The sequence below is a fragment of the Claveliimonas bilis genome, assembly GCF_020892095.1.
GTDB classification, from domain to species: Bacteria; Bacillota; Clostridia; order Lachnospirales; family Lachnospiraceae; genus Claveliimonas; species Claveliimonas bilis.
Map to the genome: position 1 here is coordinate 2091613 of NZ_AP024845.1, position 24092 is coordinate 2115704.

At 44.8% G+C, this 24092-nt stretch carries 20 protein-coding genes; 18 read left to right on the forward strand and 2 right to left on the reverse strand.

The window, feature by feature from the left end:
• Positions 1–65 precede the first annotated feature (65 nt).
• The 6 genes from EUBC25_RS10255 to EUBC25_RS10280 all read left to right on the forward strand — a co-directional run bounded on the left by EUBC25_RS10255 (position 66) and on the right by EUBC25_RS10280 (position 7048).
• The gene (locus tag EUBC25_RS10255; protein WP_230105390.1) at positions 66–1232 is read left to right on the forward strand and encodes a galactokinase; all 1167 of its coding nucleotides are present in this window, start codon (positions 66–68) and stop codon (positions 1230–1232) included.
• A 33-nt stretch (positions 1233–1265) separates the two neighbouring features.
• Positions 1266–2756 (forward strand): UDP-glucose--hexose-1-phosphate uridylyltransferase, encoded by a 1491-nt coding sequence (gene galT, locus EUBC25_RS10260; RefSeq protein WP_230105391.1) that lies wholly within the window; start codon positions 1266–1268, stop codon positions 2754–2756.
• A gap of 95 nt (positions 2757–2851) precedes the next feature.
• Positions 2852–3907: a glycosyltransferase family 2 protein gene (locus EUBC25_RS10265; protein WP_230105392.1), complete on the forward strand. Its 1056-nt coding sequence runs from the start codon at positions 2852–2854 to the stop codon at positions 3905–3907.
• A complete protein-coding gene (locus EUBC25_RS10270; protein ID WP_230105393.1) occupies positions 3792–6326 on the forward strand; it encodes a YfhO family protein in 2535 nt (844 codons plus the stop codon). The genes EUBC25_RS10265 and EUBC25_RS10270 overlap by 116 nt, the downstream gene beginning before the upstream one ends.
• Before the next feature lie 150 nt (positions 6327–6476).
• The gene (locus EUBC25_RS10275; protein ID WP_230105394.1) at positions 6477–6809 is read left to right on the forward strand and encodes a helix-turn-helix domain-containing protein; all 333 of its coding nucleotides are present in this window, start codon (positions 6477–6479) and stop codon (positions 6807–6809) included.
• Between the two features lie 23 nt (positions 6810–6832).
• Complete coding sequence (locus EUBC25_RS10280) at positions 6833–7048, forward strand: helix-turn-helix domain-containing protein (protein ID WP_230105395.1); 216 nt, start codon at positions 6833–6835, stop codon at positions 7046–7048.
• Positions 7049–7060: 12 nt separating this feature from the next.
• On the opposite strand, the gene EUBC25_RS10285 is transcribed toward EUBC25_RS10280, so the two are convergent.
• Positions 7061–7564, reverse strand: coding sequence for a GNAT family N-acetyltransferase (locus EUBC25_RS10285; protein ID WP_230105396.1), 504 nt, complete (start codon positions 7562–7564; stop codon positions 7061–7063).
• Between the two features lie 131 nt (positions 7565–7695).
• Between EUBC25_RS10285 and EUBC25_RS10290 the strand changes: the two genes are divergently transcribed.
• From EUBC25_RS10290 to EUBC25_RS10310, 5 genes are all read left to right on the forward strand, one after another.
• Positions 7696–8400, forward strand: a complete 705-nt coding sequence (locus tag EUBC25_RS10290; protein WP_230105397.1) for an ABC transporter ATP-binding protein — start codon at positions 7696–7698, stop codon at positions 8398–8400.
• Positions 8401–8446: 46 nt separating this feature from the next.
• A complete protein-coding gene (locus EUBC25_RS10295; protein ID WP_230105398.1) occupies positions 8447–12058 on the forward strand; it encodes an ABC transporter permease in 3612 nt (1203 codons plus the stop codon).
• Between the two features lie 139 nt (positions 12059–12197).
• Entirely contained in the window at positions 12198–14264 is a 2067-nt protein-coding gene (gene htpG, locus EUBC25_RS10300; RefSeq protein WP_230105399.1) for a molecular chaperone HtpG, read from the forward strand.
• A 67-nt stretch (positions 14265–14331) separates the two neighbouring features.
• The gene (locus EUBC25_RS10305; protein WP_230105400.1) at positions 14332–14904 is read left to right on the forward strand and encodes an ECF transporter S component; all 573 of its coding nucleotides are present in this window, start codon (positions 14332–14334) and stop codon (positions 14902–14904) included.
• Positions 14894–15322 carry a DUF1893 domain-containing protein gene (locus tag EUBC25_RS10310; RefSeq protein WP_230105401.1) on the forward strand — a complete coding sequence of 143 codons (429 nt, stop codon included), beginning with the start codon at positions 14894–14896 and terminating at the stop codon, positions 15320–15322. Before EUBC25_RS10305 ends, EUBC25_RS10310 begins: the two co-directional genes overlap by 11 nt.
• Before the next feature lie 70 nt (positions 15323–15392).
• On the opposite strand, the gene EUBC25_RS10315 is transcribed toward EUBC25_RS10310, so the two are convergent.
• Positions 15393–15875, reverse strand: a complete 483-nt coding sequence (locus EUBC25_RS10315) for a DUF5721 family protein (protein WP_230105402.1) — start codon at positions 15873–15875, stop codon at positions 15393–15395.
• 160 nt (positions 15876–16035) lie between these two features.
• Between EUBC25_RS10315 and EUBC25_RS10320 the strand changes: the two genes are divergently transcribed.
• The 7 genes from EUBC25_RS10320 (at position 16036) to EUBC25_RS10350 (ending at position 24091) form a co-directional block, all read left to right on the forward strand.
• Positions 16036–16788, forward strand: a complete 753-nt coding sequence (locus EUBC25_RS10320) for a pseudouridine synthase (RefSeq protein WP_230105403.1) — start codon at positions 16036–16038, stop codon at positions 16786–16788.
• Between the two features lie 15 nt (positions 16789–16803).
• Positions 16804–18783, forward strand: coding sequence for an NAD-dependent DNA ligase LigA (gene ligA / locus EUBC25_RS10325; RefSeq protein WP_230105404.1), 1980 nt, complete (start codon positions 16804–16806; stop codon positions 18781–18783).
• Positions 18784–18795: 12 nt separating this feature from the next.
• Positions 18796–20223, forward strand: a complete 1428-nt coding sequence (gene clpX, locus EUBC25_RS10330) for an ATP-dependent Clp protease ATP-binding subunit ClpX (protein WP_230105405.1) — start codon at positions 18796–18798, stop codon at positions 20221–20223.
• Between the two features lie 27 nt (positions 20224–20250).
• A complete protein-coding gene (locus tag EUBC25_RS10335; protein WP_230105406.1) occupies positions 20251–21498 on the forward strand; it encodes a cation:proton antiporter in 1248 nt (415 codons plus the stop codon).
• 83 nt (positions 21499–21581) lie between these two features.
• Complete coding sequence (locus EUBC25_RS10340; RefSeq protein ID WP_230105407.1) at positions 21582–23288, forward strand: S8 family peptidase; 1707 nt, start codon at positions 21582–21584, stop codon at positions 23286–23288.
• A gap of 19 nt (positions 23289–23307) precedes the next feature.
• Positions 23308–23598 carry a hypothetical protein gene (locus EUBC25_RS10345; protein ID WP_230105408.1) on the forward strand — a complete coding sequence of 97 codons (291 nt, stop codon included), beginning with the start codon at positions 23308–23310 and terminating at the stop codon, positions 23596–23598.
• Between the two features lie 19 nt (positions 23599–23617).
• Positions 23618–24091: a signal peptidase II gene (locus EUBC25_RS10350; protein WP_230105409.1), complete on the forward strand. Its 474-nt coding sequence runs from the start codon at positions 23618–23620 to the stop codon at positions 24089–24091.
• The last annotated feature ends 1 nt before the right edge of the window (position 24092 follow it).

Here is a 24092-nt window from a genome sequence, read left to right on the forward strand (position 1 = left end):
TATAATGGTAGCAACGTAAAAGCAAGGGTATTGTGGGCCAAGCAATGAGAGAGGTGTGTGAAAAAATGAAAGAGAAATTGTACAGTGCATTTATCGGGAAATATGGAGACGGCGGAGATATCCGCATGTATTTTGCACCCGGACGTGTCAATCTGATTGGAGAGCATACGGATTACAATGGAGGTCATGTATTTCCATGTGCCCTGACACTGGGAACCTATGGAGTGGCAAGAAAGAGGCAGGACAGTAAACTGAGGTTTTATTCCATGAATTTTGAGAGTATAGGGATTGTGGAATCAGACCTGAACGATCTGGTACCTGATAAAAAAGCAGGATGGACCAACTATCCAAAAGGAGTTTTGTGGGCTTTTAAGGAAAGAGGATACCAGATGGACTGCGGGATGGATGTGTTGATCTACGGAGATATTCCAAACGGTTCAGGGCTTTCTTCTTCTGCATCTTTGGAGGTGCTGACAGGGGTAATGCTGAAGGATCTGTATGGATTTGAGGTTTCCCTTCCGGACATTGCGCTGATCGGACAGTATTCCGAAAACAATTTCAATGGATGCAACTGCGGAATCATGGATCAGTTCGCAAGTGCAATGGGAAAGAAAGACCATGCGATCTTTCTTGATACCAACACACTGGAATATGAATATGCACCGGTGAAACTGGAAGACGCCAAGATCGTGATCACTAACAGCAAGGTAAAGCACAGCCTGGTAGACTCCGCGTATAACGACAGGAGAAATGAGTGCGAGAGGGCTTTAAAAGAGCTGAAAAAGGTGACAGACATTCAGGCTCTGGGTGATCTGACAGAGGAAGAATTTGAAAAATATAAGGAAGCGATCAAAGATGATGTGTGCCGCCGGAGAGCGAAACATGCGGTATACGAAAATCAGCGTACCATTCATGCAGAAGCAGCTTTGAAAGCAGGAAATGTAGAGCAGTTTGGAAAATATATGAATGAATCTCATATTTCTTTAAGAGATGATTACGAAGTCTCATGCGAGGAGATCGATGTGCTGGTAGAGCTGGCGTGGAAGATACCGGGAGTGATCGGATCCCGTATTACCGGAGGCGGATTCGGCGGATGTACAGTCAGCATCGTGAAAAATGAGGCAGTGGATACTTTTATTGAGGAAGTGCAGAAAGGCTATCAGGAAAAGTGCCATAAAAACGCAGAAATTTACGTGGTAGATATCGGGGATGGCGCACACCGCCTGTCATAGGGAAGAGGCAGAGCAATTTAGGAGGAAAGAGTTATGCTTTATGAGAATATAAAAAAATTAGTAGAATATGGAATAAAGACCGGACTGACTCCGGAATGTGAGAGAGTTTACACAACAAATCTGCTTCTTGACCTTTTTGGAGAGAACAATTATGAAGATGTGGAAACAGATATGGAAAACCTGGATCTGGAAGAAATCTTAGCAGGGCTTCTGGAGGAAGCGAAAGAAAGAGGACTTGTAGAAGACAGCGTTGTTTTCCGGGATCTGTTTGATACAAAGATTATGAACTGCCTGCTTCCAAGACCGGCACAGGTACAGCAGGAATTTTGGAAGGAATATGAAAAGTCACCGGAGGCTGCGACAGAATTTTTCTACAAATTCAGTCAGGACAGTGATTATATACGGAGATACCGGGTTAAAAAGGATATGAAGTGGAAAGTGGATTCCCCTTATGGAGAGATCGATATTACCATCAATCTGTCCAAGCCAGAGAAAGATCCAAAGGCAATTGCGGCAGCAGGGGCAGCAAAGGCAGTCAGCTATCCGAAATGTCAGCTCTGTATGGAAAATGAAGGATATGCAGGACGCGCGGATCATCCGGCAAGGGAGACACACCGCATCATTCCTCTGACTATCAACGGAACCCGCTGGGGATTTCAGTATTCTCCTTATGTATATTATAATGAGCACTGTATCGTATTTAACGGTCAGCATGTGCCGATGAAGATAGACAGGGATGCGTTTGTCAAACTGTTTGACTTTGTAAAACAGTTTCCTCATTATTTCCTCGGATCGAATGCGGATCTGCCGATCGTTGGAGGTTCCATTTTAAGCCACGACCATTTCCAGGGCGGTAACTATACTTTCGCAATGGCAAAGGCACCTATTGAAATACCGGTTTCCATACCGGGATATGAGGATGTGGAGGCCGGGATCGTGAAATGGCCTCTTTCCGTACTTCGTATCCGCAGTAAATATGAGAAACGCCTGATCGACCTGGCGGATCATGTGCTTCAGGCATGGAGAAATTATACGGATGAGGAAGCCTTTATCTATGCGCATACAGAGGGGACTCCTCACAATACGATCACTCCGATTGCAAGAAAACATGGGGAGATGTTCGAGCTGGATCTGACATTGAGGAACAATATTACCACAGAGGAGCATCCTCTCGGCGTATATCATCCTCATGCACAGTATCATAATATCAAGAAAGAAAATATCGGTCTTATTGAGGTAATGGGACTTGCGGTCCTTCCGTCCAGACTGAAGGAAGAGTTGGAGATTCTGGCAGAGTATATTGTAGAAGGCAAAGAAATCCAGAGCAATGAGAAGATTGAAAAACATGCTAATTGGGTAAAATCCTTCCTTCCGAAATATGAAAATATTTCCAGAGACAATGTAATGGATATCCTGAAAGAGGAAGTTGGCATTGTATTTACTCATGTTCTGGAGGATGCGGGCGTCTACAAGTGCACAGAAGAAGGACGAAAGGCCTTCCTGAAATTTATAAACAGCTTATAAATAAATCTTTAAAAATTTTTAAGACTTCTTTTCATTAATTATCACAAATTAAGTGTACACTTAATAACAGATATTCATGGAAAGGAGTCTTTTTTATGCGTGAGGAAAACAAACCTTTAATCAGCATCGTTGTTCCCTGCTTTAACGAAGAAGAGGTGCTTCCTGTTTATATAGAAGAAATGGGAAAGATCATAGATAAAATGCAGAGGGCTGAAGTAGAGCTTATTTTTGTGGACGACGGCTCTACTGACAGGACGCTTTCGCTGCTTATGGAATTTCACAAAAGAAATGAAAAATGGCGCTACCTGTCCTTTTCCAGAAATTTCGGCAAAGAAGCGGCAATGTATGCAGGCTTTCAGGCGGCAAGGGGAGATTATGTGGCTGTGATGGATGCGGACCTGCAGGATCCGCCGGAATATATTCCCTTAATGTATCAGACTTTGAGAAAAGGGGAGTATGACTGTGTGGCCACCCGGAGAGAGGACAGAAAAGGTGAGAAAAAAATCCGTTCCTTTTTGTCGGCCTCTTTTTATAAATGTATCAATCGGATTTCAAAAGTAAAAATAGAAGAAGGAGCCAGAGATTTCCGTATGATGACAAGAAAGATGACGGATGCGGTCCTGGCTTTAAGCGAGTGCAACCGCTTCTCAAAAGGATTGTTCGGCTGGGTGGGATTTAAGACAAAGTGGCTGCCTTATCACAATGTGGAGAGAGCAGCCGGAGACACAAAGTGGTCTATTTTTAAGTTGTTTAAATATTCCCTGGATGGGATACTGGGCTTTTCCACTCTTCCTTTGTCAGCGGCGTCTTACGGCGGCATTCTGTTCTGCGGTATTGCGTTTTTTATGATCGTATTCCTTGTTATCAAGAACCTGTTCTGGCACGATCCGGTGGCAGGCTGGCCGGCTATGATGTGCGTGATCTTTCTGATCGGGGGTATACAGCTTCTGTGCCTGGGAATTATCGGTCAATATCTTGCCAGGGCCTACATGGAGATCAAGCACCGGCCAATTTATTTATTAAGGAGTTCCAGTGATGAAGAAGATCAGATGCAGGGACAAAAGGAAAATCTTATTTCCCTTGATACTTACAGCGATACCAGTCATAGTATACCTTCTGAAAATAAACGGCGGATACCTGGCCGGATCTAAAGTAGACTGGCTTTCGCAGCACAGTGTATTTCCGGAATATTTCCGACAGAGATTTTACGAGACGGGAAATCTTTTTCCGGATTTTTCCATGGAGCTTGGCGGCGGGCAGAATATTTACAATTTCGCTTACTACGGCCTTTATAACCCATTGTATCTTTTGTCCTACCTGCTGCCCTTTATTGAAATGACAGATTACCTTCAGATCCTGGCGGTTCTGGAACAGATGGCAGACGGGATTTTGTGTTATGTCTGGCTGAAGGGGAATCAGTTTAAGGAAGAGGAAAGCTTTTTTGCTTCCATTGCAGTTGTTCTTGCGGGACCGGTTATTTATCATTCCTCCATGCAGTTTATGTTTGTCAGTTATCTGCCTTTTTTGTTTCTTGCACTGATTGGATATGACAGATACTGCCGTACCGGAAAGTATGCCTTTGTGACGCTGGGCGTATTGGGGATGGTGCTGAACAATTTTTATTTTGCCCTGGGAGGTGTAGCCGCTCTGGTTCTTTACGGACTGTGCGGATGGAAAAAGGAGTGGGCATCCTCCCCGGCAGTTTTGATAAAATCTTTGTGGCATCAGTTTTATCCGGCGTTTTTTGGGGGTCTTTTGTCCTTTTTTTATCTTGTCCCTACCTGTTGTGCCATGCTGGCAGGCAGGAGCGAAGGCGGCAGCGTATCCTGGAAGGAGCTTTTCCTGCCGGAGATCGAATTGGACAAGATTCTATACCATCCTTACGGAATGGGACTTACAGCGGCAGCGGTGATCGTGATCGCGATAAGTCTGTTTTACCGGAGAAGCCGGGAGAAATATATGGCAGTGTCACTTACCGTTCTGCTGCTGTTTCCGGTTTTTGACTGGATTTTGAACGGTACTCTCTATCTTAGAGAAAAGGCGTTTATTCCCTTCCTTCCACTGGTCAGTTATCTGACAGCATCTTTCCTTGTCCGGTTCAAAAAAGGAGTGATAGCGCCGAGAAAACTGGCGGCAGGATTCGGGGCGGCGGCAATTTTTCTTATCATAGGCGTACAATATGTCAGATCATCAAAATATGATACTTATGAAATATATGTGCTTTTGTTGGATATGATCCTGATGGGGGCGGCGCTGCTGGCAGGATGGAAAATCTGGAAAAGGGCTGTGTGTACCGGGATTCTTCTGACAATGTGCTGCAGCTGTTTTTTGCAGATTTCTCTGACAAAGAAAGAACTTGTGACAGAAGCGTGGATGGAAGAATATGAGAGCGATGACGTGACAGAAGCAGTGAAGAAGGTGCTGGAAAAAGAGGACGGGCTTTACCGGACAGAGACAAGAGGAACCGCAGAACAGAATAAGGCGGCGGACAATGATATCCTGGTCCCGGGACAGAATGTAACTTCTTGTTATTCGTCGGTGACAAATCCTGATTACAAGGCATTTCGGGAAGAAGAACTTCAGTTAAGCAGGCCCACAAGAAATCTTCTTATGCAGGAATTATCAAATAATCCGTTATTTTTGAAAATAATGGGAGTACGGTACCTGATCGTAAGAGAAGGGAGCGGTGCGGAGGAACCGGAGGGATATCAGCTGATCGATACTATAAACGGCACCTGCATTTATGAAAATGAAGATGTGCTTCCGGTGGGCTATGTAACAGACCAGGTTATATCAGAAGAGGACTTTCACAATCTTTCCTGGCAGGAGAAACAGATGGCGCTCCAAAACTGCGCTGTGGCAGGAGAGGGGTCTGAGGATACCGATGCAAAAGAAATGGCAGAAACTATGCGGGAAGCTGATCTGACAGGATTTCAGGACAGCTTTCACATACAGTCAGATAAGACAGAGAAACTTACCCTTCCCCTGACGGAAAGAGAAAAGAATGACAGCCTTCTTTTTATTTCTTTTGATGTAAAAAATAACCGCCGGTCTTCTGATGTTTCGGTTACAGTACAGGGTGAGAAAAATAAACTTACAGCGAAAAGCGCTGTTTATTATAATGGAAATACAACATTTTGTTACACCTGCAGTCTGACAGAGGAGACCGACAGTCTGGAAATTGAATTAGGCAAGGGAGATCATGAGATTTCTGATATCCGGGCATGGTATGCCAGCCCAAAAGAAGAGGATACGGCCTGGTGGAAAGATGCAGGATTACAGCTTCAAAAGGACGGCGACAGTCTGAAAGGGAGTTTTCATACAGAGAAAGACGGATGGCTGATCACATCCATTCCGTATGACGAAAATTTTGAAATACGCATAGACGGCAAAGAAACAACTGTTCAGAAAGTAAATGAAGGATTCACCGGAGCCACAGTGACAGCCGGACAACATGAGATAGAGCTGATCTATCATGCGCCGGGAAAAAGAGCAGGAGCGGCGGTGACAGCAGCGGCAGCCCTTCTGCTTTTGCTGGACAGATTGTTAAAACGTAAACGGGGGACGTAGCAAAGTTTAACTTTACTACGTCTCCCGTTAATTTTTAAACGAAAAAAATTTTACAATATTTAAACTATAAGCATAGCATTATCCTTACAGTGCATGTTAAAAATGAAGACTTTCCAATAAAATAAGAATACGACTGACGGAGGTAGTGCTATGGATTATGCAAAGCTTGGACAGCGGATCAAAGAAACGCGGAAGCAGCGGAATATGTCACAGCAGGAATTATCTTATGAGATAGAGTACTCTGTTCCCCATATCAGCCATGTGGAAAATGGCAGCAGGAAACTCAGCGTAGATTTTCTGGTTAAAACAGCCAATGCACTCCAGGTCACAACGGACTGTCTTTTATGTGACAGCCTGACAGAATCGGCGAAGATTTATCAGAGTGAGATCATGGAACAGTTGGAGAATTGCAACGGAAGGGAATTGAAGATCATTAACCGGATGATTGCTGATATGAAGTCAAATCTGAAAGAAAATCTGTAAGAGGGACAAAGGAACCAGTAAAAATGACAGAACCATATAAAATCGGAAACAGGATCCGTAAATTCAGAACAGAGCACGGTCTGAAACAAAAAGAGATGGCAGAAAAGATAGGTGTGGACCGTACTTCCCTGTCATCTTATGAAAATAATAAACGTGTTCCGGATATTTTTATGCTGTGCCGCATTGCTGATGTTTTTGAGATCAGCCTTGATCATCTGATCGGAAGAGAGGCACAGTAATTTATTTTTCATTTATCCTGTCACGGAATATTCCATAATATAGTCATCCATATAGAAACCGTTTCCAATGTCATTCTTTTCGGAGCGGATAGTATGAAAACCGAGATGGTCATATACTTTTAGTGTATGATCATTATGTTTGTTACAGGTGAGCCAAATCGAAGAAAGATTTCTTTTACGGCAGAGTTCTGTGAGAAAATGAAAGGCTTTTGTACTTAAATGTTTTCCGCGAAAATCTCTGTGCAGATAAAGCTTGCTTAAAAAGAGTCTGCCATCTTCCGGATGTACCCCGGTATAGCCTGCCAGCTGCCCGCCATACATGATCTGATAATATTCATACCCGTCGGCAATCTGCGCTTTAAGTGCCGGATAGGACTGAAATTTTTCTACCATATAATTCACTTGTGCTTCTCCGATAATATCTGTGAAATGTTCATGCCAGATTTCTTCAGCAAGAACCGCAACCCGGCGGATGTCTTCGTCACTTTGTGCTTTCACAAATTCTACTTTTTCCATTATACCACTCCATTCTTAAAATCTTATAAACTTCCAATACAGAACATTACAATTTCTATTATAAGTGATATAATAATTGTATACAATGTAAAATTTCAGTTAGGGAGAACATTATCCACAGGAGGTACTTTATGCCTGAATTTGTCTCTTTGAAAGACGTAAAAAAAATATACCATATGGGAGAAGTAGATATTGCAGCAGCAGATGGGATCTCCTTCCAGATAAAAAAAGGCGAATTTGCAGTTGTAGTTGGACCAAGTGGTGCCGGAAAGACCACGGTGCTGAACATACTGGGCGGAATGGATACAGCCACCGGGGGCGAGGTGTGGATCGACGGAAATGATATTACAAAATACAGCGGAAAGGAACTGATCTCCTATAGAAGAGATGATATTGGATTTGTTTTTCAATTTTATAATCTGATCCCCAATCTTACCGCATTGGAAAATGTGGAGCTGGCGCTGCAGATCTGCAAAGACCCTTTGGATGCAAGAGAAGTGCTGCAGCATGTAGGCTTAGGAGAGCGGGTGGATAATTTTCCGGCGCAGCTTTCCGGAGGAGAACAGCAGAGAGTTTCCATCGCCCGGGCGCTTGCTAAAAATCCCAAACTTTTGCTGTGCGATGAGCCTACAGGTGCTCTGGATTACAATACAGGAAAGGCGATTTTAAAATTACTGCAGGATACCTGCCGCCAAAGAGGAATGACAGTGATTCTTATCACGCATAATTCGGCAATTGCGCCTATGGCGGATCGCGTGATCAAGATTAAAAACGGAAAGACAAAAGAAATCGTGGAAAACCCCCATCCGGTTCCGGTAGAAACGATAGAATGGTAGGGATTGTATGAAGAAAAAAAGGAATATGTTACATAAGGACTTCTTCATGGAGATCAAAAAGTCCCGGGGCCGTTTTATTTCTATCTTTTTCATTGTAGCGCTGGGAGTTGCTTTCTATGCGGGAATCCGATCTTCCGAACCCAGTATGAGAGTTTCCGGTGATGCCTATTTTGACAAGGAACATCTGATGGACATTAAAGTCATGGGAACGATGGGGCTTACGGAAGATGATATTGAAGAAATAGAAAAGACGGAAGGCGTTGAGGCGGCAGAAGGAGCCTACAGTACGGATGTGCTCTGTTCCGTGGGAGATACGGAAAAGGTTGTCCATGTCATGTCTATACAGGAAAATTTTAATGATGTGCAGGTAGCGGAAGGGCAGCTCCCTCAAAAAGAGGGAGAGTGTCTTTTAGATGAGGACTTTGCAGCCAGCGAAGGGTACAAAGTGGGGGATACCATCACAGTTTCCTCCGGAAGCGACGACTCTCTTTCGGATACTCTCACAACAGATACTTATGAAATTGTGGGAATCGGAAACAGCCCTCTTTATATTTCCTTCGGGAGAGGCAGCAGTACGGTAGGAAACGGCGAAGTCAGTGGTTTTATTGCGGTGCCGGAAGAGAGTTTTTGTATGGATATCTACTCGGAGGCTTATGTCCGGGTGGAAGGAGCGGCCGATGAGACGGCATTTACCGACGAATATGAAACAGTTGTTTCTGAAACGGCAGACCGTCTGGAAGAAATTGCCGACGCCAGGTGCGAAGTGCGGCGACAGGATATTATGGATGAGGCCTACGAAGAAGTGGACGACGCACAGCAGACGGTAGACGAGGAATCAAAAACCCTTGCGGATGCAAGGAAGGAACTGGAAGATTCTAAAAGCACGGCTGCAAAAGAGCTTGCAGACGCCAGAAAACAGTTGGAGGATTCCCAGGAGCTTCTCGAGCAGTCCAGGCAGCAGATTGCAGATGGGGAAGCCCAGCTTAAGTCAGGAAAGCAGGAACTGATTTCCCAACAGGCTTCGCTGGATGAGGGGAAACAACAATATGAAAGCGGTGCGGCACAGCTGGAGCAAAAAGAAAGCGAGCTGCAGAGCGCAAGGGCAGCTTATCTTGTAGAATACAATCAGAAAATGCCTCTGATCACCGGGGCGAAGCAGGAAATTGCCAGGCAAAAACAGGAGCTGGATGAGCAAAAAGAATTGCTGGAACAGGGAAAGGGCGAGATCAACTCATCTCTGGAACCGTTGAAGCAGCTGCAGGCTGCTCTTCAAACCTGCCAGGATAATATTGACCAGGTTACAGGACAGATGGAAGAAGGCGCGGTGCATTATGAAGAAATCCTGAAGATTCCGGAGGAGGAAAGGACACAGGAGGAGACAGAATTTCTGGAACAGTGGGATTCTGTAAAGGCCGGACTGGAAGAAAGCCTTGCCGGATGGAATCAGCAAAAAGATGCTCTGACCGCACAGATGCAGGGACAGGGCATTGAAAGTGAAGAGGCTCTCAATACAATGATCGCGGCTCTGGAAAGTCAGCTTGCAGATCTTGAGAAGAAGGAACAGGAGCTGGCAGCGGGAGAACAGCAGCTTCTTGAAAAGGAGCAGCAGCTGATATCCGGTGAACAGGCACTTATAGAAGCCGGGAACCAGATCCGGGATGGCGAGGCTCAGCTTAAGCAGGCAAGAGAGGAGCTGGATGCATCGAAAAGACAGATCGATGCCGGGCAGGCCCAGATTGATGCAGCGTGGGAGATGCTAAACGGTCAGGAAAAAACTCTTCAGTCAGGGAAAAACGAACTGGCATCCGGTGAAAAAGAAATTCAGGACGGATGGTCCGAATATGAGAAGGCGGCAGCTGCGGCAGCGCAGCAGATCGCAGACGGAGAAGCAAAGATTGCGGACGGTGAGAGACAGCTTGAGGAGGCAAAGCAGGAAATCGCCGATGCCAGAGCAGAAATAGAAAAGATCGAAAACCCTGAATGGTATGTGCAGGACAGGAGCAGCGCACTGGCGGAGTATGACGGATACGGGGACAACGCCGACAGGATGAGAGCTATCGGGCAGGTATTTCCGGCTGTATTCTTTCTGGTAGCGGCGCTTATCAGCCTTACTGCTATGACAAGAATGGTGGAGGAGCAGAGAATCCAGATCGGAACGCTGAAAGCTCTTGGATACAGCAAATTGGCTATTGCGGGGAAATATATTACATATGCTCTGACAGCTACTCTGGGCGGAAGCATTGTCGGTGTACTTTTGGGAGAAAAGATCTTTCCGTGGATCATCATATATGCTTATAAGATCATGTATCAGCATATTCCCGATATCCTTGTGCCCTATCACATGAGCTATGCATTGCAGGCAACTTTGATCGCTGTGCTCTGTACTCTTGCGGCAACACTTATGGCCTGTTATAAAGAACTGGCAAGTGTTCCGGCCCAGCTGATGCGTCCTCCGGCGCCAAAACAGGGGCAGAGGATTCTTCTGGAGAGAGTGGGACTGATCTGGCGGCATTTGAATTTTACGTGGAAATCTTCTATACGAAATCTGGTCCGCTATAAAAAACGGTTTTTTATGACAGTGTTTGGTATAGGAGGCTGCATGGCTCTGATGGTAGTGGGCTTTGGGCTGAAGGACAGCATTTTTGAGGTCCCGGATCTGCAATATCAGGAGATTCAGCATTATGATGCCGCAGTTTACTATGATGATGGATTATCTGCAGAGGAAAAAGATGAGATCGTAAATGCGGTAAAGGACGAAAAGGCTGTAGACGGAGAACTCCAGGTCCGGATGCAGAATCTGGAGGTGAAATCAGACAGTGAAACTCTGGATGTCTATCTTACAGTACCGGAAAGTACAGAACATATTGAGGATTTCCTTACATTCCGAAGCAGAACCTCATCAGAATCCTATACGCTGGAAGGCGAGGGAGCTATCCTGACAGAAAAAGCGGCGGAAGCCCTTGGCGTGAAAACCGGAGATACCGTGAAGCTGGAAGATAACGGTCTTGGTGAAAAGGAAGTGACGGTAGAGGCTATCTGTGAAAATTATATAGGACATTACATTTATCTGTCACCGGAATATTATGAGGAGCTATTTGGAGCACAGGCAAAATATAATGGAGTCCTTGTGAAACTGCAGGATGGAAAAGAAGATCAGGCGGAACAGATCGGAAGCCGTCTTCTGGACAATGAAAATGTGCTGAATATCAGTTACACTACCAGTATAGAAGGCAGGCTGGATGATATGCTTCAAAGTTTAAATCTGGTCATTGTTGTACTGATCATATCGGCCGGAATGCTGGCTTTTGTAGTACTTTATAATCTGAATACCATTAATATTACAGAAAGAAAACGGGAACTTGCAACCATCAAAGTACTGGGATTTTATGACATAGAGGTGGCTTCCTATGTATACCGGGAGAATATTCTTCTCACATTGATAGGAGCCCTTGCGGGAATGGGGCTTGGACGGCTTCTGCTTCAGTTTATTATTGTCACTGTGGAGGTAGACGAGATCATGTTCGGCAGAGTGATCCATTTCCCGAGTTATCTGTACAGCCTTCTCTTTACATTGGGATTTTCCATGTTCGTAAACTGGGTAATGTATTTTAAACTGAAGCGCATTGATATGGTAGAATCCTTAAAGAGCGTGGAATAAATTTATGAAATTTTTATATTTTTAAGGGAATTATTAGCACTCTTGTCAAAAGAGTGCTAATTTTTTATTGACATTTAAAACAGAGGGTATTATCATATTTTTTAGACGAGAAAAAGAGAATTTATAAGGAGTGATATAAATGGCAGCAAAAAAAGGAAATTTATCTATCAGCAGTGAGAATATTTTCCCAATCATTAAGAAGTGGGTGTATTCTGATCACGACATCTTCGTCCGTGAGATGATCTCAAATGGGTGCGACGCCATCACAAAGCTGAAAAAGCTTGATATGATGGGAGAATATCAGATGGCGGATGATTATAAACCGCAGATCCAGGTGATCGTAAATCCGGAAGAAAAGACACTGAAATTTATCGATAATGGTATCGGTATGACAGCAGATGAGGTGGAAGAGTACATTACTCAGATCGCCTTTTCAGGAGCAACAGAATTTTTGGAAAAGTACAAGGACAAAACAACGGAAGATGACATGATCGGACATTTCGGACTTGGATTTTATTCAGCGTTTATGGTGGCTGATGAAGTTCATATCGATACTCTTTCCTATAAGGAAGGATCCGCGCCGGTGCACTGGGTCAGCAATGGCGGGACAGAATATGAGATGTCAGACGGAAATAAAGAAGGAGTCGGAACGGAAATTACTCTTTTCCTGAATGATGACAGCCTGGAATTTGCAAATGAGTATCGTGTAAGAGAAGTTCTGGAGAAGTACTGCTCTTTTATGCCGGTGGAAATTTTCCTGTCCAAAGCCAATGCGGAGCAGGAATATGAGACGATCGATGAGGCTGACCTGAAAGAGGATGACGTTGTTGTAGAACGGATCCATGAGGAAGCCAAGATGGAAGAGAAGGAAAATGAAAACGGGGAGAAAGAAATGGTAGAAGTATCCCCGGCAAAGGACAAAGTAAAGATCAACAAGCGTCCGGTTGCGATCAATGACATCCATCCTCTCTGGACAAAACATCCGAATGAATGCTCCAAGGAGGATTATATAGAATTTTACAGAAAGGTGTTCCTGGACTACAAGGAGCCGCTCTTCTGGATTCATTTAAATATGGATTATCCTTTCAATTTAAAGGGTATCCTTTATTTCCCGAAGATCAACACAGAGTACGATTCCATTGAGGGAACCATTAAGCTGTATAACAACCAGGTATTTATTGCTGATAACATCAAAGAAGTGATTCCGGAGTTCCTGATGGTATTAAAAGGAGTGATCGACTGTCCGGATCTTCCGCTGAATGTATCAAGAAGCGCGCTTCAGAACGATGGATTTGTGACAAAGATTGCAGATTATATCTCCAAAAAGGTAGCTGATAAACTGAGCGGTATGTGCAAGACTGACAAGGAAAATTATGAGAAATACTGGGATGATATCAGTCCGTTTATTAAATTCGGCTGCCTGAAGGACGAAAAATTCTGTGACAAGATGATGGATTACATTCTCTTCAAGAATATCGACCATAAATATATGACTCTGAAAGAGTGTGTAGAGGAAAACGGCGGAACTTTAATCGACCCGAAGGATCAGAAAGAGGAGACAGCAGAGACAGAGGGTGAAGAGAAGAAGGAAGAGCCGAAGACTACCATCTATTATGTGACAGATGAACAGCAGCAGAGCCAGTATATCAATATGTTCCGCAGCCAGAGCCAGGATGCGGTGATCCTGAACCACAATATCGACTCTCCGTTTATCACACAACTGGAACAGAGGAACCAAAATATACAGTTCCAGCGCATCGATGCTGACATTACAGAATCTGCAAAGGAAGAAGTGAAGGAAGAAGAAAAAGAAAACTTCCAGAAAACAGCGGATACTTTAACAGAGGTCTTTAAAAAAGCTCTGGATAATGATAAACTGAATGTAAAAGTTGAAAAACTGAAAGATGACAAGGTGGCTTCTATGATCACTCTGTCAGAGCAGAGCAGACGTATGCAGGAAATGATGAAAATGTACGGCATGACGGGAATGGATCCGTCCATGTTCGGTACAGACAGTACGCTGACTCTGAATGCCAACCATCCACTGGTCCAGTTTGTAGTTGAAAACAAAGATAATGAGAAGGTTCCGGTGATCTGCAAACAGCTTTATGATCTGGCAATGCTGGCTCATAAGCCTTTAAGCCCGGAAGAGATGACAGCTTTTGTACAGAGAAGCAATGACATTATGATGCTGCTGACAAAATAAAAGCGGATGGGACACTCTTTTGACAAGAGAAGAGGATGACAGAACAAAAATGGAAAGGAGAGAAAGTATGGCAAACACGATTATTACAAAACAGAAGGATCTTCCGAAACTGGCTTTCAAAACACAGGCCCTTGCCGCATTTGCAGCGGTAGCAGGAGCAGTTGTAATTCCACAGTTATTTCATGTAATGGGAGCGGTATCGGGACTTGGTACAGCACTTGGAGAGACATTTCTTCCCATGCATCTTCCGATCATTCTGGCAGGACTGATGGCAGGACCTTATGCGGGAGCAGTTGCCGGAGTGTTTGGTCCCCTTGTAAGCTTTGCGCTGTCAGGAATGCCGGGAGCAGCTATGCTTCCGTTTATGATGATCGAGCTGGCAGTTTACGGACTGGCGGCAGGTCTTCTTAGAAATGTAAGTATGCCTGTACTGGCAAAAGTAGTTCTTGTGCAGATTGCAGGACGTCTGGTGCGTGCAGCTGCAATTGTAGCCGGGGTTTCTCTGCTGGGTGTACAGGGAATCCAGATGCCTGTTATCTGGAACAGCATTGTTACAGGGCTTCCGGGATTGATACTGCAGTGGACTCTGCTGCCGCTGCTTGTATTCTGGATCAATAACAGGGCAAAAAATGAGCAGTGATCTTAGAAGAGCGGTAGAAATTCTTGACAAGAGCAGATACACCTGCGTTCTCTGCAGAGGGGAACAGATACTGACAACAGAAAAACGGGGAGTTCTGCCGTTAGTTGAATGGCTGGAAGCCGGGGAGGATCTGAAAGGGTTCTCTGCAGCGGATAAGGTAGTAGGCAAAGGGGCAGCGTTTCTTTACGTGATGGCAGGAGTAAAGGAAGTCTACGCGTCGGTTATGAGTGAGAAGGCAGCCGCTCTATTGTCTGATTACGGTATTGACGGCTTCTGCGGGCAAAAGGTTGACAGGATCCGCAATCGTCAGGGAACAGGAAATTGTCCCATGGAGGAAGCGACAAAAGATATTGAGAGCCCTGAAAAGGCCTGGGAAGCAATTCGGCAGACACTGAAAAGGCTTGCGGCCGGAAAGTAAGAATAGAGGATATAAAAAGCAGGCGGATGTGATATCCGCCTGCTTTGCCTGCTATAAGTATCAGGTTACTTCAACTGTCCAGTTCATAGGGAATCCCGTTTTGGAAGAAAAGTTCCTGGACTTTTTTATCCCACGCCTGCTCCACAGATTTGTCCATGATAAACTGACGGAAGGAGGTTCCGGTAGTGCAGGTGAGTTTGGAACCGTCATACCGGAAATTCAGATACAGTCCCTGGACATCAGACAAAGGAAAATCCAGTCTGCTGTCAGAGAGAAATCTCCCGATTTCTTCCGGGGCAAGAGAAAAGATCAGGCGAAAGCTCAAAGGGGTACGTTTTCCACGGATAATAGAATAGCAGTAGTCTCTGAAAAGTTTCCAGAGAGCATATTCTTCTTTGGGAGGTTCGTCAAAAAAACTCTTTTGGAGAAAGCCGCTCATAGTAAATTTCCCAAAGGTTATAATTTCACCTTCTATAAAAGAAAAATGATCGAATGTCTCATGAGCCAGCAGATGAGACATGCAGGTCTTTGTCTCAGGTATCAGAATGATCATACAAAAAGTCCTTTCTTTTAAGGATGTATAGCGCCGGTGCACAACAGGTATATTAACAAGCATACACCGACGCTAAATTCATTTTAATACAGACAGGATGTTTTTACAAACGAAAAGTTGTCGAAACCAGAACACAGATGTTATACTAGGAGCAATTGATGTGAAAGAAGAAATCCGTTTAAATAAATATATTACAGAAGCAGGAATCTGTTCCCGCCGTGAGGCAGACCGCCTGATCGAATCCGGAAAGGTCTATGTGGACGGCCAGAGGGCAGTTCTTGGAATGAAGATACGAAAAGGTCAGAAAGTACAGGTTGGAAAAAAAGTAATCAGCGGTAAAGAAGAAAAGGTTGTCCTGGCAGTTTATAAGCCGGTAGGCATTGTCTGTACAGAAGATCCAAGGACACGGAATAATATTGTCCGTTTTTTAAACTATCCGGTACGGATCACCTATGCCGGCAGGCTGGATAAAGATTCCGAAGGTCTTCTTCTCATGACAAATGACGGAGATATGATCAACAGTATTATGCGGGCGGCCAATTTCCATGAAAAAGAGTACAAGGTAACGGTAGATCGCCGGATTACAGAAGGATTTATCAGGGAAATGTCCGAAGGAGTCCATATTACAGATAAAGAAAAAAATCTTGACGCTGTAACCAGGCCCTGCCGTGTATATCAGGAAGGACCTTATACTTTTCGGATCATCCTTACACAGGGGCTGAACCGTCAGATACGAAGAATGTGCGATGCCCTTGGATATCAGGTGAGAATGCTGAAAAGGATCCGTATTATGAATATAGAACTCGGCAATATGAAGCCGGGACAGAGCAGGCCTTTGACGGATCAGGAGCTGGCCGGACTGCACCGTCAGATTGAGGAACACAGTACAAAGTCCGGAGAAAAAAAGGAATAGGAGAATAGCAGGAAAATGGCAGATCATCAGACAGAGAAGAAAAAGAGACTGAAGGAACTGACAGATCTTCTTAACCGGGCCGGAAAGGCGTATTATCAGGATGCAGAGGAGATCATGAGCAATTACGAATATGATGCCCTGTATGACGAGCTTGAAGCGCTGGAAAAAGAGCTTGGTATGGTATTGTCAAACAGTCCCACTGTCAATGTGGGATATGAGGTGTTAAGTGAACTTCCCAAGGAGAGGCACGAAAGCCCGATGCTTTCCCTCGATAAGACAAAAGATATTGAGGAACTGAAAGAGTTTGCCGGGGATCAGAAAGTGGTGATGTCCTGGAAAATGGACGGCCTTACTGTTGTGCTCACTTACCGGAACGGGGAACTTGTAAAGGCAGTTACCCGCGGAACTGGAGAAGTGGGGGAAGTAATCACCAACAATGCCAGAGTTTTTAAAAATATTCCTTTAAAGATAGCCTACCAGGGGGAGCTGATCCTTCGGGGAGAGGCAGTCATCGGATACCGGGATTTTGAGAGGATCAATGAAGAAATTCCCGATGCGGATGCAAAATATAAAAATCCCCGTAATCTCTGCAGTGGTTCAGTGCGTCAGCTCAACAATGAAATCACAGCAAAAAGGAACGTAAACTTTTTTGCTTTTGCGCTTGTAAAGGCGGACGGAATAGATTTCCATAATTCGAGATCATACCAGCTGGACTGGCTGAAACAGCAGGGATTTGACGTAGTAGAACACCATGTTGTAACCAGGGAAAAAGTAGAAGAAGAAGTTATTAAATTTTCAGAAAAAATCAGTCAAAATGATTTTCCATCAGATGGACTTGTGCTAATATATGATGATATAGGATATGGTCAGTCTTTAGGGAGAACTTCTAAATTTCCACGGGATTCTTTCGCATTTAAATGGGCGGACGAGACAAAGGAGACTGTGCTGGAAGAAATCGAATGGAGTCCTTCCAGAACAGGTCTTATTAACCCGGTTGCCATTTTTGATCCTGTGGAGCTGGAGGGTACCACGGTCAGCAGAGCAAGCGTTCACAATATCAGCATTATGGAAGAACTGAAGCTGGGGATAGGAGATACCATTGAAGTATATAAAGCAAATATGATCATTCCCCAGATTGCCCGGAATCTGACCGGAAGCGGGGTGAAAGATATTCCCAAGGTCTGTCCGGTATGCCAGGGAAAGACGGAGATACGGCAAATCAGCAATGCAAAGGCGCTTTACTGTACCAACCCCGAATGTCAGGCGAAGCAGATCAAATCCTACGCCCTGTTTGTCAGCAGGGACGCCATGAATATAGAAGGCCTTTCGGAGGCGACGCTGGAAAAATTTATAGCCAGAGGATTTATCCGCGAATATACAGATATTTTTCATCTGGACCGCTATCAGGATGAAATCCGGAATATGGAAGGTTTTGGAGAGAAATCTTACCGCAATCTGATCGAGAGTGCCAGGAAGGCAAGAGTTACTACTTTGCCGAGACTGATCTACAGCCTTGGGATTTCCAATATTGGTCTGGCAAATGCGAAAATGATATGCCAGGAAGTGGGAAATGATCCCGAACGGATCCTGGAACTTGACAAAGAGCAGTTAAGTTCAATCGCAGGAGTTGGGGAAGTGATCGCCGGGGCTTTTGTGGATTATTTTCAGAATGAGCAGCATAGAGAACAGTATAAAAAGCTTTTAAAAGAGGTGATCCTTCCGGAGGAAGAGGAGAAGGAGAACGGAGAGATCCTTAAGGGAATTACCTTCGTGATCACCGGAAGCGTAGAACATTTTGCCAACCGGGGAGAAGTAAAGGAACTGATCGAAAGCATGGGAGGCAAGGTGACCGGATCTGTCACATCTAAAACGACATATCTGATCAACAATGATACAGCATCCACATCGTCCAAAAACAAAAAGGCAAGGGAGCTTGGGATTCCGATTTTGTCGGAGGAAGCCTTCCTTCAGATGATAGAAGAGAGAAAGAAATAGAAAGGAGTCATCATGTCAGAAAGAGATCAGAACAATGAAAATGAGATTGAAAAAGTAAATGACTCAGAAGTAGAAGTAGAAAAAACCAAGAAAGAAGACGAATATGAGAAGATCTGTTTCATTTGTCACCGCCCGGAGAGCACAGCAGGAAAAATGATCGATCTTCCCAACAATATTTCTGTCTGCTCCGACTGTATGCAGAAGAGTTTTGACGCCATGACAAACGGGCAGATTGATTACAGCAAGCTGATGAATATACCGGGCGTTCAGATCTTCAACATGTCTGATCTGGAAAATGCAGTGCCAAAACAGCAGAAGATCAAGAAGAGAAAAGAGGGCGAGGAGAAGAAGCCCCTTCTTGATATTAACAACATTCCAGCGCCTCATAAGATCAAAGCAAAACTTGATGAGTATGTGGTAGGGCAGGAATATGCCAAAAAGGTTATGTCCGTGGCTGTATACAACCACTATAAGCGGGTAGCTACAGATACTATGGATGATATTGAGATTGAGAAGTCCAATATGCTGATGATCGGACCGACAGGATCCGGAAAAACCTATCTTGTAAAGACGCTGGCGCGGCTTCTGGATGTACCTCTTGCCATTACGGATGCCACATCTCTTACAGAGGCCGGTTATATCGGCGACGACATAGAAAGTGTCGTGTCAAAGCTTCTGGCAGCGGCGGACAATGATGTGGAGAAAGCAGAACAGGGAATCATTTTTATCGATGAAATCGATAAGATCGCGAAAAAGAAAAACACCAATCAGAGGGATGTAAGCGGAGAATCCGTACAGCAGGGAATGCTGAAGCTTCTGGAAGGGAGCGAGGTGGAAGTTCCGGTTGGAGCCAACAGCAAAAATGCCATGGTTCCGCTGACCACGGTCAATACCCGGAATATTCTCTTTATATGCGGAGGAGCCTTCCCGGATCTGGAAAATATTATAAAGGAACGTCTTACAAAACAGGCTGCCATTGGATTTAATGCAGATCTGAAGGATAAATATGATCATGATAAAAATATCCTTGGAAAAGTGACAACAGAAGACTTAAGAAATTTTGGTATGATCCCGGAATTTCTCGGGCGTCTTCCTATCGTCTTTACTTTGCAGGGTCTGGATGAAGATATGTATGTAAAGATACTGAAAGAGCCGAAAAATGCGATTTTGAAGCAGTATCAGAAATTGCTTGCTCTGGATGAGGTGAAGCTGGAATTTGATGATTCCGCATTGAGGGCTATTGCAAGAAAAGCGATGGAGAAGGATACAGGGGCCAGAGCGCTTCGGGCAATCATTGAGGAATTTATGCTGGATATCATGTATGAGATACCAAAAGATGATTCCATCGGGCAGGTGACGATTACAGAAAGTTACATACAGGGCACCGGAGGACCGATCATTACTTTGAGAGGTCAGGAACCAGCACTTCTGGAAGGATAAAATATTAGGGATTACGAGGGACGGGAAATGGATTATAGTTATTTGTTAGATCTGGCGATTATTCTACTTTGTACCAAACTTTTAGGACTTGCGACGAGAAGAGTGCAGATGCCTCAGGTAGTAGGGGCGCTTCTTGCGGGGCTTATCCTTGGCCCGGCTGTATTCGGGATTCTTGAAGAGACGGCCTTTATTACTTCCGTGGCAGAGCTGGGAGTGATCGTGCTGATGTTCTGTGCGGGAATGGAAACAGATATTAATGAACTGAAAGCAAGCGGAAAGGCATCTTTTGTCATTGCTATGTGCGGAGTACTTGTTCCTCTCGCAGGCGGTTTTGCCCTGTCCTATCTCTTTAACAGGCCTGGCGTGATCGAGTCAGATGCAGCAGCCAGCCTTATGCTGCAGAATATATTTATCGGTATCATACTGACAGCCACATCGGTCAGCATTTCGGTAGAGACTTTAAAAGAGCTGGGGAAATTAAAGACCCGCTCCGGAAATGCGATCCTTGGCGCGGCTATCATAGATGATATTTTAGGTATCATCGGGCTTACCATTGTAACAAGTATGGCGGATTCTTCTGTCAGTATAGCGGTAGTCCTGCTGAAGATTCTGGGATTTTTTGTTTTTGCCGCAGTGGTTGGAGTTGTGGTGTACAGATGGTACCATTCCTGGGTAGATCATGCAGAAAAAGGATTGAGAAGACATGTGATCCTTGCTTTTGTATTCTGTCTTGTCATGTCTTACTGTGCAGAAGAATTTTTCGGTGTGGCGGATATTACCGGAGCCTTTTTTGCCGGTCTGATCATCGCCAATACCGAGAAAGCAGAGTATCTGCAGGAAAGATTTAACACCATTTCCTATCTGCTTCTGTCACCGGTGTTTTTTGCCAGTATCGGGCTGAAAGTTGTCCTTCCGAAAATGGATTCCACCATTGTGATTTTTTCCGTTCTGCTCGTGATCGTTGCTGTTGTGACGAAGATCATCGGCTGCGGATTTGGCGCAAAGATCTGCCATTATAAGAATTATCAGTGCAGAAGGATCGGCGTGGGTATGATCTCCAGAGGTGAGGTGGCTCTCATCGTGGCAAACAAAGGTATGGCTTTAGGACTTCTGGGTTCCGTATTCCTCGGGCCTGTCATTATTATGGTCGTCCTGACGACTATCGTAACCCCGGTGCTCTTAAAGATTATTTTCCGGAAGGGACCGGATCTGCCAGTGCCGAAAGAGCAGGAGATTTCCAGTTTCTACGAAAATATGGGCGAGAAAAAACAGTGAAATACAGGCGGAAATCTTTGACTGCAGGAATAGAGTTTTTGATACCTCATATACTTAATTGAAAAAGCATATGAGGTATTTTTATGCCTGATTTTAAACTTTGCCGTCAGAGAATCTTGTCAGAGGAGTATCGGGATTTTATCGTATCATCCAGAGGGGGAAGAATTGATTTTCAGGTTCCGGAGGAAAAGCTTTGCCGCCAGAGGACACAGGCGGGGTATGATGTGATCTATATTGATCAGCCTCTTGCGGATCCTATAGGATTTGAACGGTTTCCATACAGTTCTGTCCCCAAATGCTATGCGCTCCTTGATATGGAAGCCATGAATCAGGCCGGGATCACACAGGTACAGAATTATCCTACTTTAGAACTGATGGGAGAAAACGTGATGATCGGTTTCGTAGATACCGGGATCGATTATACCCATCCGGTGTTCCGTGCTCTGGATGGAGGCACAAGGATTGCAGCCATCTGGGATCAGACCATACAGGATGGAATGACTCCGGAAGGATTTCTCTACGGTACAGAATATACAGAGGAAGAAATCAACCGGGCTCTGGCATCAGAGGATCCTTTTCAGATCGTTCCAAGCATGGATAGAAACGGACACGGAACATTTATTGCCAGCGTGGCTGCAGGAGGAGCGGATGAATCCGGTAAATTTCTGGGAGCAGCCCCGGAAGCCACGCTGGCTGTGGTAAAGCTGAAGGAAGCCAAGCAGTATCTGAAAGAATTTTATTATATTGCTCCGGAAGCTGTATGTTACCAGGAAAATGATATTATGCTGGGAGTACAGTATCTTGCGGATCTGGCAGAGCGGAAAAATATGCCGTTGATCCTGTGTATTGCTCTTGGAACCAGTATGGGCGGACATAACGGGACACTGCCCCTTGCTGTTCTTTTGGAATATTATTCCAACATCATCAACCGCGGGATCGTGACAGGGACAGGAAATGAAGCGGCGGGACGGAGGCATTTTTCTGACAGGCTTGCGGACAGGGATGACAGAAGCGAGGTAGAGATACGGGTCGGGGAAGGAGTGGGAGGTTTTGTGACAGAGCTCTGGTCTGACATTCCCAATATCCTGACAATTTCTCTTGTGTCTCCCTCCGGGGAAGTGAAGCAGGGAATCGGAGTGCAGCCTGGAGGAAACGCAGTGTTTCAGTTTGTGTTTGACCAAACAGAAGTCTCGGTAGATTACCGTCTTTTGGTAGAGAGGAATAATTCCCAGTTGATTTTTTTCAGGTTCGGGCATCCCTCACCGGGAATATGGAAAGTAATCGTAGAGCCGGTACAGCTGGCAGGAGGTGAGTTTCATCTCTGGCTCCCTGTAGAAAATTTTCTGAACGGTGAGGTGTTTTTTCTCAGGTCTGATCCCAATACGACGCTGACAGCGCCATCAGCCGTAAGTTCTGCCATTTCCTGTGCCTTTTATAATGGAACAGAGAATAGTATTGATATTAATTCCGGTAGAGGATATACTAGAACTGGAGAGATAAAACCGGATCTTGCAGCGCCGGGTGTCGGCATTATAGGTGCCGTTCCGGGAGGAAGATTCCAGGAAAGATCAGGCTCCAGCGCGGCCGCAGCCATTACCGCGGGAGCCGCCGCGCTGATGACAGAGTGGCTCCGCTATCATGTGGGAAGCAGCGGAGTAGATACGCTGCAGCTTAAAAACCTGTTTATCCTGGGAGCCAGGCAGAGACCGGGAGAACCATATCCGAACAGGGAATGGGGATACGGAACCCTGGATCTGTACCATACTCTGGATCGGTTAAGACAGATATGAGACAAAGGAGAGATGATAAATGGCAGATTTTTTTGATGAATTTGGAAAAAGAGTATCTGATGTGGCAAGTGATTTAAGCAGACGTGCCGGAGATTCCCTGGAGATACAGAGACTGAAAGGGGAAATCCGTTCTTTGAAGAGAGGAAACAGAAGGGATTTTGAAGATATCGGCAGATCGATATACGAGAAATTTACAAAGAATGAGATCCAGGATATGGATATGATCGCATTGTGTGAAGCTATTGAGAAACGGGAAGAGGAAATTGAAAAATACGAAGAACAGATTGTACGCATTAAAGAAGAAATCTGAAATTAACAGAAAGAAACATATGACGGTATTTCTGCAGTCTATTCCGATTTTGACAGCAACGGCGGATATTTTGATCAAACAGTCTGTAGAGCGGAATCTGGGCGAGTCAGACGAAAAAGAGATCATGGGAGGCCGCGTGATCCTTCGGAAGGTTTACAATGAAGGGTTTGCTTTCAATATTTTGGAAAAACGGCCGAAAATTGTAACAGGTGTTTCCTGTGCAGTGGGCGCCGCTGTTTTTCTTTATGGACAGTTTCTTATGACACAGAAGAAAAGAGTTCTTGAAAAAACGGGGATCATGCTTGCATCAGGAGGCGCATGGAGCAATTTTTTTGACCGCGCTGTCCGCGGGAGAGTTGTGGACTATCTTGCAGTAAAGACAAAATGGAAGAAGGCGCAGGCTGTAACATTCAATATAGGAGATCTGTGTATTTTTGCCGGGGCATTGTCTGTGCTGGCCGGAAGACTCCTGTATAAAAGAAAAAAACGATAGA

Excerpts from the sequence above, each read along its gene's own strand:
- EUBC25_RS10290 (WP_230105397.1), top strand. The coding sequence starts at position 7,696 with ATGCCTGAATTTGTCTCTTTGAAAGACGTAAAAAAAATATACCATATG.
- ligA (WP_230105404.1), top strand. The coding sequence starts at position 16,804 with ATGGCAGATCATCAGACAGAGAAGAAAAAGAGACTGAAGGAACTGACA.
- EUBC25_RS10335 (WP_230105406.1), top strand. The coding sequence starts at position 20,251 with ATGGATTATAGTTATTTGTTAGATCTGGCGATTATTCTACTTTGTACC.
- EUBC25_RS10345 (WP_230105408.1), top strand. The coding sequence starts at position 23,308 with ATGGCAGATTTTTTTGATGAATTTGGAAAAAGAGTATCTGATGTGGCA.
- EUBC25_RS10285 (WP_230105396.1), bottom strand. The coding sequence starts at position 7,564 with ATGGAAAAAGTAGAATTTGTGAAAGCACAAAGTGACGAAGACATCCGC.
- EUBC25_RS10270 (WP_230105393.1), top strand. The coding sequence starts at position 3,792 with ATGAAGAAGATCAGATGCAGGGACAAAAGGAAAATCTTATTTCCCTTG.
- EUBC25_RS10310 (WP_230105401.1), top strand. The coding sequence starts at position 14,894 with ATGAGCAGTGATCTTAGAAGAGCGGTAGAAATTCTTGACAAGAGCAGA.
- EUBC25_RS10295 (WP_230105398.1), top strand. The coding sequence starts at position 8,447 with ATGGAGATCAAAAAGTCCCGGGGCCGTTTTATTTCTATCTTTTTCATT.
- EUBC25_RS10275 (WP_230105394.1), top strand. The coding sequence starts at position 6,477 with ATGGATTATGCAAAGCTTGGACAGCGGATCAAAGAAACGCGGAAGCAG.
- clpX (WP_230105405.1), top strand. The coding sequence starts at position 18,796 with ATGTCAGAAAGAGATCAGAACAATGAAAATGAGATTGAAAAAGTAAAT.
- EUBC25_RS10255 (WP_230105390.1), top strand. The coding sequence starts at position 66 with ATGAAAGAGAAATTGTACAGTGCATTTATCGGGAAATATGGAGACGGC.
- htpG (WP_230105399.1), top strand. The coding sequence starts at position 12,198 with ATGGCAGCAAAAAAAGGAAATTTATCTATCAGCAGTGAGAATATTTTC.
- EUBC25_RS10280 (WP_230105395.1), top strand. The coding sequence starts at position 6,833 with ATGACAGAACCATATAAAATCGGAAACAGGATCCGTAAATTCAGAACA.
- galT (WP_230105391.1), top strand. The coding sequence starts at position 1,266 with ATGCTTTATGAGAATATAAAAAAATTAGTAGAATATGGAATAAAGACC.
- EUBC25_RS10340 (WP_230105407.1), top strand. The coding sequence starts at position 21,582 with ATGCCTGATTTTAAACTTTGCCGTCAGAGAATCTTGTCAGAGGAGTAT.
- EUBC25_RS10350 (WP_230105409.1), top strand. The coding sequence starts at position 23,618 with ATGACGGTATTTCTGCAGTCTATTCCGATTTTGACAGCAACGGCGGAT.
- EUBC25_RS10305 (WP_230105400.1), top strand. The coding sequence starts at position 14,332 with ATGGCAAACACGATTATTACAAAACAGAAGGATCTTCCGAAACTGGCT.
- EUBC25_RS10315 (WP_230105402.1), bottom strand. The coding sequence starts at position 15,875 with ATGATCATTCTGATACCTGAGACAAAGACCTGCATGTCTCATCTGCTG.
- EUBC25_RS10265 (WP_230105392.1), top strand. The coding sequence starts at position 2,852 with ATGCGTGAGGAAAACAAACCTTTAATCAGCATCGTTGTTCCCTGCTTT.